Below are 16,157 nucleotides of genomic sequence, written 5' to 3'. Positions count from 1 at the left end.
TACATGGGGAAAACACTATTCGATAAAGTTTGGGACGCGCATGTGGTAGATGCGATAGATAATGGACCACAGATACTTTATATAGATAAACATTTAATACATGAGGTAACAAGTCCGCAGGCTTTCAATGAATTGGAAGAACGCGGAATTCCTGTATATAGACCCAATCAAATTGTGGCTACTGCAGATCATAATACACCAACATTAAATCAAGATCAACCGATAAAAGATGAGCTTTCTAGGAAGCAGTTAGAACAATTATCTAAAAATTGTAAAAAAAATGATATCACATTATACCAATTAGGTCATAAATACAATGGTATTGTGCATGTAATGGCTCCTGAGTTGGGAGTGACTCAACCAGGCTTAACCATGGTCTGCGGTGATAGTCATACCTCAACACATGGTGCGTTTGGAGCCATTGCTTTTGGTATAGGAACAAGTCAGGTTGCGCAAGTTTTTGCGAGTCAATGTTTGTTGCTTACTAAGCCTAAAAGTTTAAGAGTATCGGTTAATGGGGAATTGAAAGAAGGCGTATTGCCAAAAGATGTTATTCTTTATATTATTTCAAAATTAGGAACCAATTCTGGTACAGGTTATTTCTGTGAATATGCAGGAAATGTTTTTGAAGATATGAGTATGGAAGGCCGTATGACGGTTTGTAATATGAGTATTGAGATGGGAGCAAGAGGTGGAATGATTGCTCCAGACGAAACGACTTTTAGTTATGTGAAAGGAAGAGAATTTGCACCTAAAGGTGAAGATTTTGATAAAAAAGTAGCCTATTGGAAAACCCTTCCTACGGATGAAGATGCTGTTTTTGATCAAGAATATAGTTTTGATGCAGAGGATATTGAACCAATGATTACTTATGGTACAAATCCAGGTATGGGAATTAAGATTTCAGAAACGATTCCTGTAAATGATAATCCTTCGTTTAAAAAGTCATTAGCTTATATGAATTTTGAAGCTGGTGAAAGTTTAATAAATAAACCTATTAATTTTGTTTTTATAGGAAGTTGTACCAATTCTAGAATTGAAGATTTTAGGGTTGCTGCTAAATATATAAAAGGAAAGAAAAAGGCAGATAATGTAACGGCTTGGTTGGTTCCTGGAAGTAAGCAGGTAGAACATCAGATTATTGAAGAAGGTTTGAAAACTATTTTTGATGATGCTGGTTTTGAATTGCGTCAACCGGGGTGTTCGGCATGTTTAGCCATGAATGATGATAAAATTCCACAAGGAGAATATTGTGTGTCTACTTCAAATAGAAATTTTGAGGGTAGGCAAGGACAAGGTTCAAGAACAATTTTAGCAAGTCCATTAGTTGCAGCGGCAACAGCAGTAGAAGGAAAAATTATAGATATAACAAAGCATTTAAATTAATGGAAAAATTTACAACCTTAAAATCAAAAGCCATTCCTTTAAATATTGAGAATGTCGATACCGATCAAATTATACCTGCGCGTTTTTTAAAAGCAACAGACAGAAAAGGGTTTGGTGATAATTTATTTAGAGACTGGAGATATCATAAAGACGGTTCCGTTAATATAGATTTTATACTTAACGATGCTCAATATTCAGGTAAAATTTTAGTTGCTGGAGATAATTTTGGATGCGGATCAAGTAGGGAACATGCTGCTTGGGCAATTACAGATTTTGGATTTAAAGTGGTCGTTTCTAGTTTTTTTGCAGATATTTTTAAAGGGAATGCCTTAAATAATGGACTGTTGCCAGTTCAGGTTTCTAAAGCGTTTTTAAGTGACTTGCTTCAAATTATTGCGTCTAATTCAGAGACAGAGTTACTTGTTGATTTAGAAAATCAGATCATTTCAGTAAAAGATTTTGATTTATCAGAAAAATTTGAAATAGATGCCTATAAAAAGACGTGTATGATCAATGGTTACGATGATATTGATTACCTTGTGAATAATAAAAAATTAATTGAAGCTTTTGAAGCTCAGAAAATATATTAGTCCATACAAATGAAATTAAATATAGCAGTTTTACCAGGAGATGGTATTGGTCCAGAAGTAACTAATCAGGCTATTAAGGCGTTAAAAGCAATTGCTTCAGAATTTAATCATAATTTTAAGTTTACAACGGCAGATGTTGGTGCTATTGCTATCGATAAGCATAATGATGCTTTGCCAGATGAAACGTTAGAATTATGTAAAAATAGTAATGCTATTTTATTTGGTGCCATTGGTGATCCAAAATATGATAACGACCCTACTGCTAAAGTTCGTCCAGAACAAGGCTTGCTTAAACTACGTAAAGAACTTGGCTTATTTGCTAATATTAGACCAGTAAAAGCATATGATACGCTGTTAGATAAATCACCTTTAAAGAAACATATCATTGAAGGGACAGATATATCTATTTATAGAGAATTAACTGGAGGTATTTATTTTGGTGAGAAACATTTGTCTGAAGATGGAAATTATGCTTCAGATTTGTGCGGCTATTCTCGTGAAGAAATTGAGCGTATAGCACATTTAGCTTTTGTAGCAGCAGAAAATAGAAGTCATAAAGTAACCTTAGTTGATAAAGCAAATGTTTTAGAGTCTTCTAGGCTTTGGAGAAAGGTAGTTAAAGAAGTTGCTGAGCAGTATCCAGACGTAACTCTTGATTTCTTATTTGTAGATAATGCGGCTATGCAAATGATTTTAAACCCAAAACAGTTTGATGTTATTTTAACTGAAAATATGTTTGGTGATATTATTAGTGACGAGGCTAGTGTTATTGGTGGTTCAATTGGTTTGTTAGCGTCGGCATCAGTAGGCGATAAGTATGCAATGTTCGAGCCTATTCATGGGTCGTATCCTCAAGGAGCAAATAAAGGAATTGCAAATCCTATCGCTTCAATTTTATCGGCCGCTATGTTGTTGAGTCATTTTGAATTACATAATGAAGCCGAATTAATTAGGTTAGCTGTAGAAAAATCATTAAAATTAAACATAACAACTCCGGATATAAATTCGGTAGTAAATACGGTGACAACGTCTAATGTTGGTGACTTTATTGAGGATTTTCTTTATCATCCTAAAGATTCAAATCTCAACTTTAAGAACATTCACTTAGGACAATCCACTATAATTTAATTTTTTAAATAAAAATGTCTACACAGCCAAAATTAACTCGTTTTAATCAAAACGTTTTATCTAAGTATCAAATTTACAACAGTATATTTATGACGTTGCCTTTTGATACGGTTACAAAAACAGGTGCGCTCTTACCTTTATTTCATGAAACATGTCATAATGGTTTTGAAAATCATGAGAATCCAACAACTATCGTGGATTCTTTTTTTGATAAATATCAAGCGAGGCGTTCTTCAGAAAGTCAGATCAACTTATTGTTTCGATTTATTCAATATATAGAACGACAAGTCGTTTTGTTCGATGCAATTGAAGATGCAGCATTTCCTGTAGTTAACAATATGGATGGTATCGGTACGTTGAGAAGTTTAAAAGAAACAGCTACAGCGGATAATAAATTAGAAACTTTAAAGAAATATTTAGAAGAATTTAAAGTTAGAATCGTTTTAACTGCTCACCCTACACAGTTTTATCCAGGTTCTGTTTTAGGGATTATTACAGATTTAACAGCGGCAATTCGTGAAAATGATTTGCTTAAAATCAATGATCTTTTAGCGCAATTAGGAAAAACACCTTTCTTTAAGCATGAAAAACCAACGCCTTACGATGAGGCAATAAGTTTAATATGGTATCTTCAAAATGTGTTTTATGAATCATTTGGAGGTATTTACGATTATATTCAGCAGAATATTTTTGATGGCGAGCATATCGATAATAATATTATCAATGTTGGTTTTTGGCCAGGTGGAGATAGAGATGGAAATCCATTTGTAACACCAGAAATTACTTTAAAAGTTGCAGATAGATTAAGAAATTCAATCATAAAAAGCTATTATAGAAATTTAAGACAATTGAAGCGTAAATTGACGTTTCAGGGTGTCGAGGATAGAATGGCATATTTAGAGCAAGAGCTTTATAATTTAGTTACAGATAAGAAATCGGATTTAACATTAGACTTTTTTGTTTCAGAATTAAAAGCCGTAAAGCAAATTATTATAGATAAGCATCAATCATTATATGTAGATGAATTAAATAGCTTTATTAATAAAACGCATTTGTTCGGGTTTCATTTTGCTAATTTAGATATTAGACAGGATAGTCGTAAGCATGAAAAGTTTTTTAATGACATGGTAAATGCATTAATCGAAAGCGGTAGTGTTATTTTCCCTAAAAACTACCATGATTTGCCTGAGGCGAATCAAGTTGAAATTCTATCTAAAGTTGAAGGGTCAATAGATTTATCTTTAATTAAGGATGAAGAAACATTGATGGCCTTAGAAACTATGAAGGCGATTAAGACCATTCAAGAGACTAATGGAGAGCAAGCAGCAAATCGTTATATAATTAGTAATAATCAAAGTACATTGCATGTTATGCAGTTGTTTGCAATGCTAAAATTAGTGGCATTTCAAGATGAATTAACAGTAGATGTTGGTCCATTGTTTGAGACTATTACAGATTTAGAAAATGCACCCAAGGTTATGGCAGAATTGTATGCAAATCCTGAGTATGCGGCACATTTAAAGTCAAGAGGTAATAAACAAACCATAATGCTTGGTTTTAGTGATGGTACTAAAGATGGTGGTTATTTAATGGCTAATTGGGCTATTTTTGAAGCAAAAGAAAATTTAACTAGAGTTTCAAGAGAGAATGGCATAACTGTAATATTTTTTGACGGGCGTGGTGGACCACCTGCTCGTGGTGGTGGAAAAACTCATAATTTTTATGCGTCTTTAGGACCAACTATTGAAGATAAAGAAGTTCAGTTAACGATACAGGGGCAAACTATTAGTTCTAATTTCGGAACATTAGATTCTTCTCAATATAACTTAGAACAATTAATAAGTTCAGGAATAGATAATAGCTTAAGCGAAGTAGATTTAACGATGCATCCTGAAAACAGGAAAGTAATGACGGATTTGGCTGAGCGTAGTTATGAGACATATGCTGCTTTTAAAGCGCATCCAAAGTTTATTTCTTATTTAGAGCATATGAGTACACTTAAGTATTATGCTAAAACGAATATTGGAAGTCGTCCTTCTAAGCGTGGTAAATCTGAAGGGTTAATATTCGAAGATTTACGAGCAATACCTTTCGTTGGGTCTTGGAGTCAATTAAAACAGAACGTTCCGGGCTTTTATGGAGTTGGTACAGCATTAAAGCATTATGAGGACGTTGGTGAATTTGAAAAAGTTCAAGAGTTATTTAAGACTTCGAATTTCTTTAAGACTTTAATTGAAAACAGTATGATGTCATTGTCTAAATCGTTTTTCGATTTAACCCGTTATATGTCTGAAGATGAAGAATACGGTGATTTTTGGAACCTTATCAATGAAGAGTATGAAACATCTAAACGTTTAATTTTAAAACTTACAGGTTATAAAGAGTTGATGCAAGAAGAGCCTTCTGGTAAAGTATCTATTGCTGTTAGGGAGTCTATTGTGTTGCCTTTATTAACCATTCAGCAATATGCTTTAAAGAAAATTCAAGAGCTTGAAAAGGCTGAGGTAAGAGATGAAGAGCAAATTAAAATCTTTGAAAAGATGGTAACCCGATCTTTATTTGGTAACATTAATGCTAGTCGTAATTCTGCTTAGAAATTAATAGCTTATAAAATTAAATATCCTTAGAAGTGATAATGATCTTCTAAGGATTTTTTTGTGACTAATAAATGCGTTATTTGAGTGCGAATAGGTATAGAAAATAATAAACCCTCGAAGAATGATCCTCGAGGGTTTTATTTTAACAACTAAATTAATTATCAATTAAACTTTTGAAATAAATTTATCTTTCTCTTTTTCCTGGGTAAGCAATTTCACCGTGTTCAGAAAGATCTAGACCAACTAGTTCTTCTTCTTCGCTAACTCTAAGACCCATAGTAGATTTTAAAATTTTAAGAATTATGAAAGATAGTGTCACCGACCAAGCAGCGTAAGCAACAACGCCAATGGCTTGAGTACCTAACTGTGAAAATCCTCCACCATTAAATAATCCTATTCCTGTCTCACCATCAATTCCCCAAAGACCAATTACTAATGTACCCCATGCTCCGGCAACACCGTGAACAGATGCTGCACCAATGGCATCGTCAATTTTAAGTTTTTTCTCAATAAATTCAATAGAGAAAACAACAATAATACCTCCAATAAGTCCAGCCACTACAGCTCCTACGGGTGACATGTTTCCACATCCTGCAGTAATACTCACTAGACCTGCAAGTACACCGTTTAATGTTTGTGGTAGGTTTGGTTTACCGTACCATATCCAAGTTGTTATTAGAGCTCCTAAACCACCAGCGCCAGCTGCTAAGTTTGTTACCAATACAACATTTGATGCGGCGATGGCGTCGGCACCTCCCCAAGCTAGTTGAGAACCTCCGTTAAATCCGAACCATCCCATCCAAAGTACAAATACACCTAATGTTGCAAGAATTTGGTTGTGGCCAGGGATAGACATTACTTTTCCATCTACATATTTGCCTATTCTTGGTCCGACCATAAAAGCGGCAACTAATGCAGCCCATCCTCCAACAGAGTGTACAATTGAGGATCCAGCGAAGTCAATGAAACCTAATTCAGTTAACCAACCAGAACCTTGCCATTGCCATCCACCAGCAATAGGGTAGATTAATGCCGTCATTACAATTGAAAATATTGCATAAGTAGAGTATTTTGTGCGACCAGCAATAGCGCCTGATACAATAGTTGCAGCTGTTGCAGCAAACATTGTTTGGAATAGTAGGTCAGCTCCTTCTCCTTGCATTATTCCACTCCAGAAAAACCATCCATTAGAAGTGTCACCGTACATTAATGAGTAACCAACAAACCAGTAGGTTAGTGATCCTACACAGATGTCAAGTAGATTTTTCATGGCAATGTTGGCAGCATTCTTAGAGCGCGTCATACCGGTTTCAACCAATGTAAATCCGGCTTGCATAAAAAATACTAAAATTGCCGAAATCAGCATCCAAAGCATTCCCATGTCTCCGTTTATAGCGCTAACAGCTGCCTCAATCTCTGTAGGGGTTGCAGCGTCTTGTGTTATTGTTAGACTTGGAATAAATGTTAAAAAATTGTTTATCATAATCTTTATGTTAGTTTTTGTGTTTTTTTAAAAAGCGTAGATTGCAGCTAAGGTAAATACACCTAAGCTCTTTGTAGGTTCTAGATCATTATTAAAATAAGTATCCTCATTCCAGCTATCCAAGCGAACTTCAGGAATAATTGTTAAGTTGTCTACTTTATAATTGGCAGAAAGTGTAGCACCTAATACTGTGTCATCATCACCTGTTTCGTAGTGTAAACCGTAATATTCTCCTCTAACTCCAATTGATAATGCTTCGTTAATGCCATATTGTGGGTATAGGGCAGCACCATAAAATCCAGATCCATCATTATCGTTGTATGCAGCGTTGATACCTAAGAAAAAAGAATCAGAAACATCAAAACCACCTGTGTAATCTATTTCATAGCCCAGAACAACACCTGAGTCATAATAGAAATTTAAATACTGACCTGCATATCCTAATTGTGCGCCAAAACCATAATCTCCGGTAAGATTATTATTAACATCCGTTGGATTCATAACTGCTAACATTAAACTGAAGTCGTCAGATAAAGTAAAATCAGCCTTTATACCTACGTGTGAGAAAGGTCCGCTAGAAAATAAATAAGATGTACTGTAATTAAAGTTTCCTGTTGGTGAAATTACTTCGTAGCCTAGGTAGGTATTAAAACGTCCCATTGTAAGTGTTGTTCCTTCAGATACATTCCAGTAGGCATAAAGTTGGTTAATGTTGTAGCCGCCTGTAGCGTCATCCCCTTTTGGTCCAAATGCTAAATCAGCAACTGCCCCAACTTTTCCAGACTCATAAGATGCTATGATGTTAGCCATTCCTAGTGCAAAACCGGTTTCGTTAGCAAATGATGTTCCAAAAGATTGGAAAGCATCATTATCATCTCCAAAAATAGCTTGATCTGTTGATGTTAAATTAGTTTGGTAGTAAGCATCAACACTTCCGCTAAGTGTAAATGTTTTTTCTGGTGTAGCTTCTTCGGTGTCTTGTGCACTTAAAACTATCGATGTTAGTAGTAAAGTTAGAGAAAGTAGTTTTTTCATAATTATATATTTAAAATAGTTAGTGTCTGTCAAATCTATATAATCTTTGCTAACACCCTGTAAAAAAGAGGGGTTAAATAGTTATTTTTATGAATTTGTAATTTTATACCGTATAAATTTTAGGGTTAAAATTTATTTTCGCAATTTTTTTGATATATCAATAATTGAAATATTGTAATTTTTTGTTAAAATCTGTGATTTTGTGTGTTATTTGTAGTTTTATAATCCAATAAAGGTGGATTTAATAATATTTTTTGAATATTATTGAACATTATATATTGACTAATTAGTAGTCTAAACTGATATATATTGAAAAATGTTTATTTTCTGTGCTCTAAACTATCGATTTGGGAAAAGTGTTTCAACTATTTTTTTAATAAAATTATTGCGTATATATTAGAGGAGTAATGAGGTGTTAAAACCTTCAAAATTTTTTGAAATATGCTGAAGAAACAAGGCCTTTATTTGCCGGAATTTGAACATGAAAATTGCGGTGCGGGTTTTATATGTAATCTCAAAGGAGAGAAGACTAATCAAATCATACACGATGCTCTAGAGATACTTGTGAAATTAGAGCATAGAGGAGGTGTAAGTTCTGATGGGAAAACAGGTGATGGAGCTGGCTTATTAATAGATATTCCTCATGCTTACTTTAAGCGAGTTTGTGGGTTTAAAATTCCTGTTCGCGGAAAATATGCGATAGGAATGGTTTTTTTACCGAAAAATAGAAATCAATATAAATTTTGTAAAGATACTTTTGAAAAAGAAGTAATCGCTCAAGGTTTATCCGTTATTGGATGGAGAGAAGTACCTGTAGATTCTACGCAATTAGGGCAAATTGCTTTGGCGTCTGAGCCAAATATAGAACAACTGTTTATTGGGAAATCCAATGAGGTTTCTGAAGAAGTTTTTAAAGCAAAATTATACGCAGCTAGAAAGATAACTGAACATACTATTTCGCGTTCTAAAATGTCTCAAAGCTCTTACTTTTATGTCTCTAGTTTGTCCGTAAATACGCTCATTTATAAAGGGATTATTATGCCCGAAGATATTGGGACTTATTATAAAGATTTACAAGAGTCAGATTTGGTAACTCGCTTAGCGTTAGTGCATCAGCGTTTTTCTACAAATACAATGCCTACATGGGAATTGGCGCAACCATTTCGATTTATGTGTCAAAATGGAGAGATCAATACACTTCGTGGAAATGTAAGTAGAATGCGTGTGCGAGAAGAGATCATGAAAAGTGAAGTTTTTGGGCCACAAATAGATAAATTATTTCCAATTATTTTACCAGGAAAATCAGATTCTGCTTCTATGGATATGGTGGTCGAATTATTAACACATACCGGAAGATCTTTACCAGAAGTAATGATGATGATGATCCCTGAAGCTTGGGAAAAACACAAAACAATGTCTCCAGAGCGTAAAGCATTTTACGATTATAATGCTTGTATAATGGAACCTTGGGATGGACCTGCTTCTGTGCCTTTTACGGATGGAAATTATATTGGTGCATTATTAGATAGAAACGGATTAAGACCGTCAAGATATACGGTGACTAAAAGTGGTAAGCTTATAATGTCTTCAGAAATTGGAGTGGTTGATATTGCCCCAGAAGATGTCGAAAGTCATGGTCGTTTAGAGCCAGGAAAAATGTTTCTTGTAGATATGAACCAAGGTCGTATCATAAATGACGAAGAAATAAAAAGTAAAATTGTTAGAGAACGACCTTATCAAGAGTGGTTAGATAAAACAAGATTACATCTTAAGGATATCCCATATACAGGTCAAACGTGTCCGATTGAAACTATAGATATGAAGACAAGAGAACGTCTATTTAACTATACGTTCGAAGATATTCAAGAAGTCATTACTCCAATGGCTCAAAAGGGAAAAGAAGCGTTAGGATCTATGGGAATTGATACTCCATTAGCTGTTCTTTCAAATAAACCTCAAATTATTTCAAATTATTTCAAACAATTATTTGCTCAGGTAACTAATCCGCCTTTAGATGGAATTAGAGAGGAAATTGTAACGGATATTAGTTTGTCTCTAGGTGAGGATAGAAATATTTTTAACATCACAGAACGTCAATGCAGAAAACTAAAAATTCAAAATCCTGTAATTTCTAACGATGATTTAGATAAAATAAGAAATATTACAGTTGAAGGTTTTAAAGCAGAAACGATTGAAATGCTTTATCAAAAAGATAAAGGATTGAATGGTTTAGAAGATGCTTTGGAAAATATTATAGTGCAGATAGAAAAAGCACTAATGCGAAAAACAAATATCATTATCTTATCAGATAGAGGTGTAAATAAAGAGTTAGCACCGATTCCATCGTTATTAGCTTGTTCTTATGTAAATCATCAAATGAACCGATTACGTAAGCGTTCTTATTTTGATATTATTATAGAGTCTGCAGAACCAAGAGAACCTCATCATTTTGCAACTTTATTTGGTTATGGAGCAAGTGCTGTAAATCCATATATGGTAAATGAAATTATCAGAATACAAGTTAAAGAAGGGTTTATTACAGGGATGGATGAGCAACAAGCTGTAGATAATTTTAATCAAGCTATAGGAAAAGGAATTCTTAAAGTGATGAATAAAATAGGAATCTCAACACTGCATTCGTACAGAGGTTCTCAAATATTTGAAATTGTTGGTTTTAATTCTCAATTTGTAGAAAAGTACTTCCCATATACAGCATCAAGAATTGAAGGAATTGGTTTATATGAAATTGAAAAAGAAATTGATCAACGTTACAAATATGCGTATCCAGATAATTTAGGAGATACACGTTTAGGTTTAAATATAGGAGGAGACTATAGGTGGAGACGAAATGGCGAGAAGCATTTATTTAATCCAACTACGGTTGCTAAATTACAGCAAGCGGTAAGATTAAGCGATCAGGCGAGTTATGATGTTTATGCAAAAACGATTAATGAACAGTCCGAAAATTTAATGACCATTCGTGGTTTATTCGAATTTAATAATATCGATCCAATTGCATTAGATGAAGTAGAACCTTGGACAGAAATCGTTAAGCGTTTTAAAACGGGAGCGATGTCTTACGGATCTATTTCTCGAGAAGCTCATGAAAATTTAGCTATTGCTATGAATAGGATTGGAGGGAAATCTAATTCTGGTGAAGGAGGAGAGGATAGAAGACGTTTTCAGCCCGATGTTAATGGTGATAGTCGTAATTCTGCAATAAAGCAAGTAGCATCAGGTCGTTTCGGTGTTACATCTCATTATTTAGCGAATGCAAGAGAGATTCAAATAAAAATGGCTCAAGGTGCAAAACCTGGGGAAGGTGGTCAATTGCCCGGTGAAAAAGTTTTACCATGGATTGCTGCAGCGAGAAATTCGACACCTTTTGTTGGTTTAATTTCGCCACCACCACATCACGATATTTATTCAATTGAAGATTTAGCACAATTAATTTATGATTTAAAAAATGCAAACCGGGAAGCTAGAATTAATGTCAAACTGGTTTCTGAAGTTGGTGTAGGTACTATTGCAGCAGGTGTTGCTAAAGCAAAAGCAGATGTTGTTCTTATTGCTGGTTATGACGGTGGTACAGGAGCTTCTCCCTTAACATCATTAAAACATGCAGGGTTACCTTGGGAGCTTGGTTTAGCAGAGGCGCAACAAACATTGGTGCTTAATAATTTAAGAAGTAGAATTGTTGTTGAGTGCGATGGTCAATTAAAAACAGGACGAGATGTTGCAATTGCAGCATTGTTAGGAGCTGAAGAATTTGGGTTTGCCACAGCGCCTTTAGTTGCTTCAGGTTGTATAATGATGCGTAAATGTCATTTAAATACTTGTCCGGTTGGTATTGCGACTCAAGATAAAGAGTTGCGAAAAAACTTTAAAGGAACACCAGAACATGTGATTAATTTCTTTTATTATATCGCTGAAGAGTTAAGGGCAATTATGGCCGAATTAGGATTTAGAACAATGGCTGAAATGGTTGGTCAGACCCATAAAATAAACGCAAATAAAGCAATTAAGCATTATAAAGCTAAAGGGTTAGATTTATCTTCAATCTTACATCGACCAGAGTCTTACGGTAAAATGACGGTTAAGAATACAGAAAAACAAGATCATAATTTAGATAATGTCTTAGATTTTCAAATACTAAAAGATTCGCATCGTGCTTTATATCGAAAAGAGAAAATGGCTTTAGCGTACCCTATTAAAAATACAAATAGAACTGTTGGAGCAATTGTAAGTAATGAGATTTCTAAGATTTATGGTCATCTAGGATTGCCAGAAGATACTTTAAATATCAATTTTACAGGTTCGGCAGGGCAAAGTTTTGGTGCATTTAGTGCACATGGACTTACATTTACTTTAGAAGGAAATACAAATGATTATTTAGGTAAAGGTTTGTCGGGGGCAAAACTTATTATTAAAAAGCCTGCAAAAGCAGATTTTATAGCTGCAGACAATATTATTGTAGGTAATGTTTGTTTATTCGGAGCGGTAGAAGGTGAAGCTTATATTAACGGAATTGCAGGGGAACGTTTTGCTGTAAGAAACTCAGGTGCAATTGCAGTTGTGGAGGGTGTTGGAGATCATTGTTGTGAATACATGACAGGTGGTAAAGTAATCGTGCTTGGTAAAACAGGAAGGAACTTTGCAGCCGGAATGAGTGGAGGGATCGCTTACGTTTATGATCCTGAAAGTAAATTTATAAACGGTTTATGTAATACTGAAACGATAGAGTTTGAAAAAATTCTCAAAAAAGATGGACTTGAATTAAAAGCCATTATTGAGAAACATGTAAAATATACAAAGAGTCAAAGAGGTGCTGATTTATTAGCAGATTGGGAAGTGAGTTTACGTCATTTTGTTAGGGTAATGCCAACAGAATATAAGAGCGCTTTAAAGCGTTTGGCGACAGAAGAACAAATGGTTGAAGAATTAGAAACAGTATAGGACAATGGGAAAAGTAACAGGTTTTAAGGAATTCGAAAGAAAAGATGAAACATATAAGCAAGTAAAGGATCGTGTAAAAAATTATAATGAGTTTACAGTGCCTTTAAGTGATAAAGGTATGACGGAGCAAGGTTCGCGTTGTATGGATTGCGGTATTCCGTTTTGTCATAGTGGTTGTCCGTTAGGGAATTTAATCCCGGATTTTAACCATATGGTACACCAAGGTGAGTGGCAAAAAGCATCTTGGATATTACATGCTACAAATAATTTTCCTGAATTTACAGGTCGCTTATGTCCTGCGCCATGTGAACAAGCATGTGTTTTAGGTATTATTGAAGATCCGGTTTCTATAGAGAATATTGAGAAAAATATTGTCGAACGCGCCTTTAAAGAAGGTTGGATTAAGCCACAACCGCCAAAGGTAAGAACAGGAAAAACAATTGCTGTTGTTGGTTCTGGGCCTGCAGGCTTAGCTGCTGCTCAACAATTAAACAGAGCAGGTCATATGGTTACTGTTTTTGAGCGCGATGATGCTATTGGTGGCTTATTACGCTATGGAATTCCTAATTTTAAAATGGAAAAAGGCATTATTGATCGTCGTATAGCAATTTTAGAAGCAGAAGGAATTATCTTTAAAACCAATGTGAATGTTGGTGTAAATTACGATATAAAAGAATTGAAAAAGTTTGATGCAGTAGTACTTTGCGGTGGATCAACAGAACGTAGAAGTTTACCAACACCGGGAGTTGAAGCCAATGGAGTTGTACAGGCTATGGATTTCTTAACGCAGCAAACTAAAGTTGTATTTGGTCAAAAAGTAAAAGATCAAGTACTGGCAACAGGAAAAAATGTTATTGTTATTGGAGGTGGTGATACGGGTTCAGATTGTATTGGTACATCAAATCGTCAAGGGGCTAAATCAGTTGTTAATTTTGAGATTATGCCAAAGCCACCAGGACATCGTTCACCTTCTACACCATGGCCATATTGGCCGTTACAGCTAAAAACATCTACATCTCATAAAGAAGGTGTGGAGAGAAACTGGTTGATTAATACCAAAGAATTTGTGACTAATAGTAAAGGCGAGCTTACGGCATTAAAAACCGTAAATGTAGAATGGGAAATGGTTCCTGGAGAAAGACCTAAATTAATTGAGGTTCCTGGAACTGAAAAAACCTGGAAATGTGATTTAGCTCTACTTGCTCTTGGTTTTACTGGTCCAGAAGCTACAATAGCAGATCAATTAGGAATTCACAGAGATGTGAGGTCTAATTATAAAGCTGAATACGGAAAATATCAAACCAATATTCCTAAAGTATTTACAGCTGGAGATATGCGCCGTGGACAATCTTTAATTGTTTGGGCCATCTCCGAAGGTCGTGAAGCAGCGCGTCAAGTAGATATTTTCTTAATGGGAAAATCGGATTTATCAACTAAAAACGAAGGAGGAGATTTGATTGGTTTATAATCAAGTTTACTTTTAAAAATACTTCTGCTACTATAAAATCTAGGGGTAGTCTTTTAATAGAGTAGAAACTAAAAAGCATCTGATTTCAGATGCTTTTTTTGTTTAAACTATTTTGTAATCAAATTATATTTATTTTGGGTACTTAGCTTTAATGTCTTCTAAACATAAATTATGAATACTTCCTATATGAGAATGTTCTTTTCCTAAATCTGGTTTATAAATTCCTGATTGTACCTGTCCACCAATTTTTTGATAAGCTTCTCTAAAACTCATGCCTTCAACCACTAAATTATTAATACTATCCACTGTAAATAAGTATTGATACTTTTCGTCATTTAAATCAATGTCTTTTACAATAATTTGTTGAATAGCATAATTAAAGATGTCTAAAATATCTTTTACATCTTCAAAAGCATTAATGATGTTCTCTTTCAATAATTGAAAATCTCTGTGATAACCACTTGGTAAATTATTGGTGATAAGTAACATTTCAGAATGTAAAGCTTGAATTTTATTACACTTTCCTCTAATCAGTTCAAATACATCAGGATTCTTTTTGTGTGGCATAATACTGCTTCCTGTTGTTAATTCATCAGGGAACGTTACAAAACCAAAATTCTGACTCATATACAGGCAAATATCCATAGCAAAACGAGACATCGTGTTACAAAGTCCGCCTAAAGCACTTGCAATAGCACGTTCACTTTTTCCTCTACTCAATTGTGCAGCAACAACGTTATATTTTAAAGTAGAAAAACCAAGTTCTTTGGTGGTGATATTTCTATCAATAGGAAATGAACTTCCGTAACCGGCAGCTGAACCTAATGGATTTTGATCTGCTATTTTTGAAACCGCATTTAAAACGTAAACATCATCGATTAATAATTCCGCATAAGCAGAGAACCATAATCCAAAAGAGGAAGGCATTGCAACTTGTAAATGTGTGTAACCAGGTATTAACTTGGTTTTGTAGGTGTCGGCTAAGCTTAAAAGTGTATCGAAAAACGTTTTTGTTTTATCATTAATAATTTCAAGATTCTCTTTGTAATAGAGTTGAAGTGCTACTAAAACTTGATCGTTTCTAGAACGTGCTGTATGAATTTTTTTTCCAACGTCTCCTAAGGTTTTGGTAAGTTCGTGTTCAATTTTAGAATGTACATCTTCAAACGAATCTTCAATAACAAATGTACCTTCTTCAATAGATGTTGCTAATATTTTTAATCCTGATTTTAATTGTGTTAATTCTTCAGAAGTTATAATTCCTATGGATTCTAACATTATAGCATGTGCTAAAGAAGCTTGTACATCATATTTTGCAATATGCATGTCAATTTCTCGGTCGTTACCAACGGTGAATAATTCTATTTTTTTATCGATTGAAAATCCTTTGTCCCAAAGTTTCATAATATAAATTTTAATTTTTAAAATTTAGAATCAAGATACAAGACCGCTTTGCTGTTAGATAATAGACTGCTCACTCATATGTGAGCATTTTGGTCATGAATCTTTATTCT

9 protein-coding genes are annotated in these 16,157 nt (G+C 34.3%); 6 read left to right on the top strand and 3 right to left on the bottom strand.

Going from position 1 to position 16,157, the window contains the following annotated elements; all coding sequences use genetic code 11:
- Positions 1-3: 3 nt before the first annotated feature.
- The 4 genes from leuC to HM985_RS02090 are packed head-to-tail and all read left to right on the top strand — an operon-like array spanning position 4 to position 5,698.
- The gene (leuC, locus tag HM985_RS02105) at positions 4-1,386 is read left to right on the top strand and encodes a 3-isopropylmalate dehydratase large subunit (RefSeq protein ID WP_179374644.1); all 1,383 of its coding nucleotides are present in this window, start codon (positions 4-6) and stop codon (positions 1,384-1,386) included.
- Positions 1,386-1,976: a 3-isopropylmalate dehydratase small subunit gene (gene leuD, locus HM985_RS02100; protein ID WP_179316073.1), complete on the top strand. Its 591-nt coding sequence runs from the start codon at positions 1,386-1,388 to the stop codon at positions 1,974-1,976. The genes leuC and leuD overlap by 1 nt, the downstream gene beginning before the upstream one ends.
- 9 nt (positions 1,977-1,985) lie before the next feature.
- Entirely contained in the window at positions 1,986-3,104 is a 1,119-nt protein-coding gene (gene leuB / locus HM985_RS02095) for a 3-isopropylmalate dehydrogenase (RefSeq protein ID WP_179374643.1), read from the top strand.
- A gap of 14 nt (positions 3,105-3,118) precedes the next feature.
- Positions 3,119-5,698: a phosphoenolpyruvate carboxylase gene (locus HM985_RS02090; protein WP_179374642.1), complete on the top strand. Its 2,580-nt coding sequence runs from the start codon at positions 3,119-3,121 to the stop codon at positions 5,696-5,698.
- Positions 5,699-5,885: 187 nt separating this feature from the next.
- Here the strand turns inward: HM985_RS02090 and HM985_RS02085 are convergent, their stop codons facing one another.
- Both HM985_RS02085 and HM985_RS02080 read right to left on the bottom strand, forming a co-directional pair.
- Positions 5,886-7,184 (bottom strand): ammonium transporter, encoded by a 1,299-nt coding sequence (locus tag HM985_RS02085; RefSeq protein ID WP_179374641.1) that lies wholly within the window; start codon positions 7,182-7,184, stop codon positions 5,886-5,888.
- Positions 7,185-7,211: 27 nt separating this feature from the next.
- Entirely contained in the window at positions 7,212-8,219 is a 1,008-nt protein-coding gene (locus tag HM985_RS02080) for an outer membrane beta-barrel protein (RefSeq protein ID WP_179374640.1), read from the bottom strand.
- A gap of 441 nt (positions 8,220-8,660) precedes the next feature.
- Here HM985_RS02080 and gltB point away from each other — a divergent pair, with 441 nt between their 5' ends.
- Both gltB and HM985_RS02070 read left to right on the top strand, forming a co-directional pair.
- Positions 8,661-13,175, top strand: a complete 4,515-nt coding sequence (gltB, locus tag HM985_RS02075) for a glutamate synthase large subunit (RefSeq protein ID WP_246284918.1) — start codon at positions 8,661-8,663, stop codon at positions 13,173-13,175.
- Positions 13,176-13,179: 4 nt separating this feature from the next.
- A complete protein-coding gene (locus HM985_RS02070; protein WP_179374639.1) occupies positions 13,180-14,643 on the top strand; it encodes a glutamate synthase subunit beta in 1,464 nt (487 codons plus the stop codon).
- Between the two features lie 129 nt (positions 14,644-14,772).
- Here the strand turns inward: HM985_RS02070 and argH are convergent, their stop codons facing one another.
- Complete coding sequence (argH, locus tag HM985_RS02065; protein WP_179374638.1) at positions 14,773-16,047, bottom strand: argininosuccinate lyase; 1,275 nt, start codon at positions 16,045-16,047, stop codon at positions 14,773-14,775.
- Positions 16,048-16,157: the final 110 nt, after the last annotated feature.

Origin of the sequence: Winogradskyella wichelsiae (assembly GCF_013403925.1) — a bacterium.
Lineage (GTDB): Bacteria > Bacteroidota > Bacteroidia > Flavobacteriales > Flavobacteriaceae > Winogradskyella > Winogradskyella wichelsiae.
The sequence above is the reverse complement of the archived record's forward strand: the minus strand, read 5'-3'. Positions and strand labels throughout refer to the sequence as shown.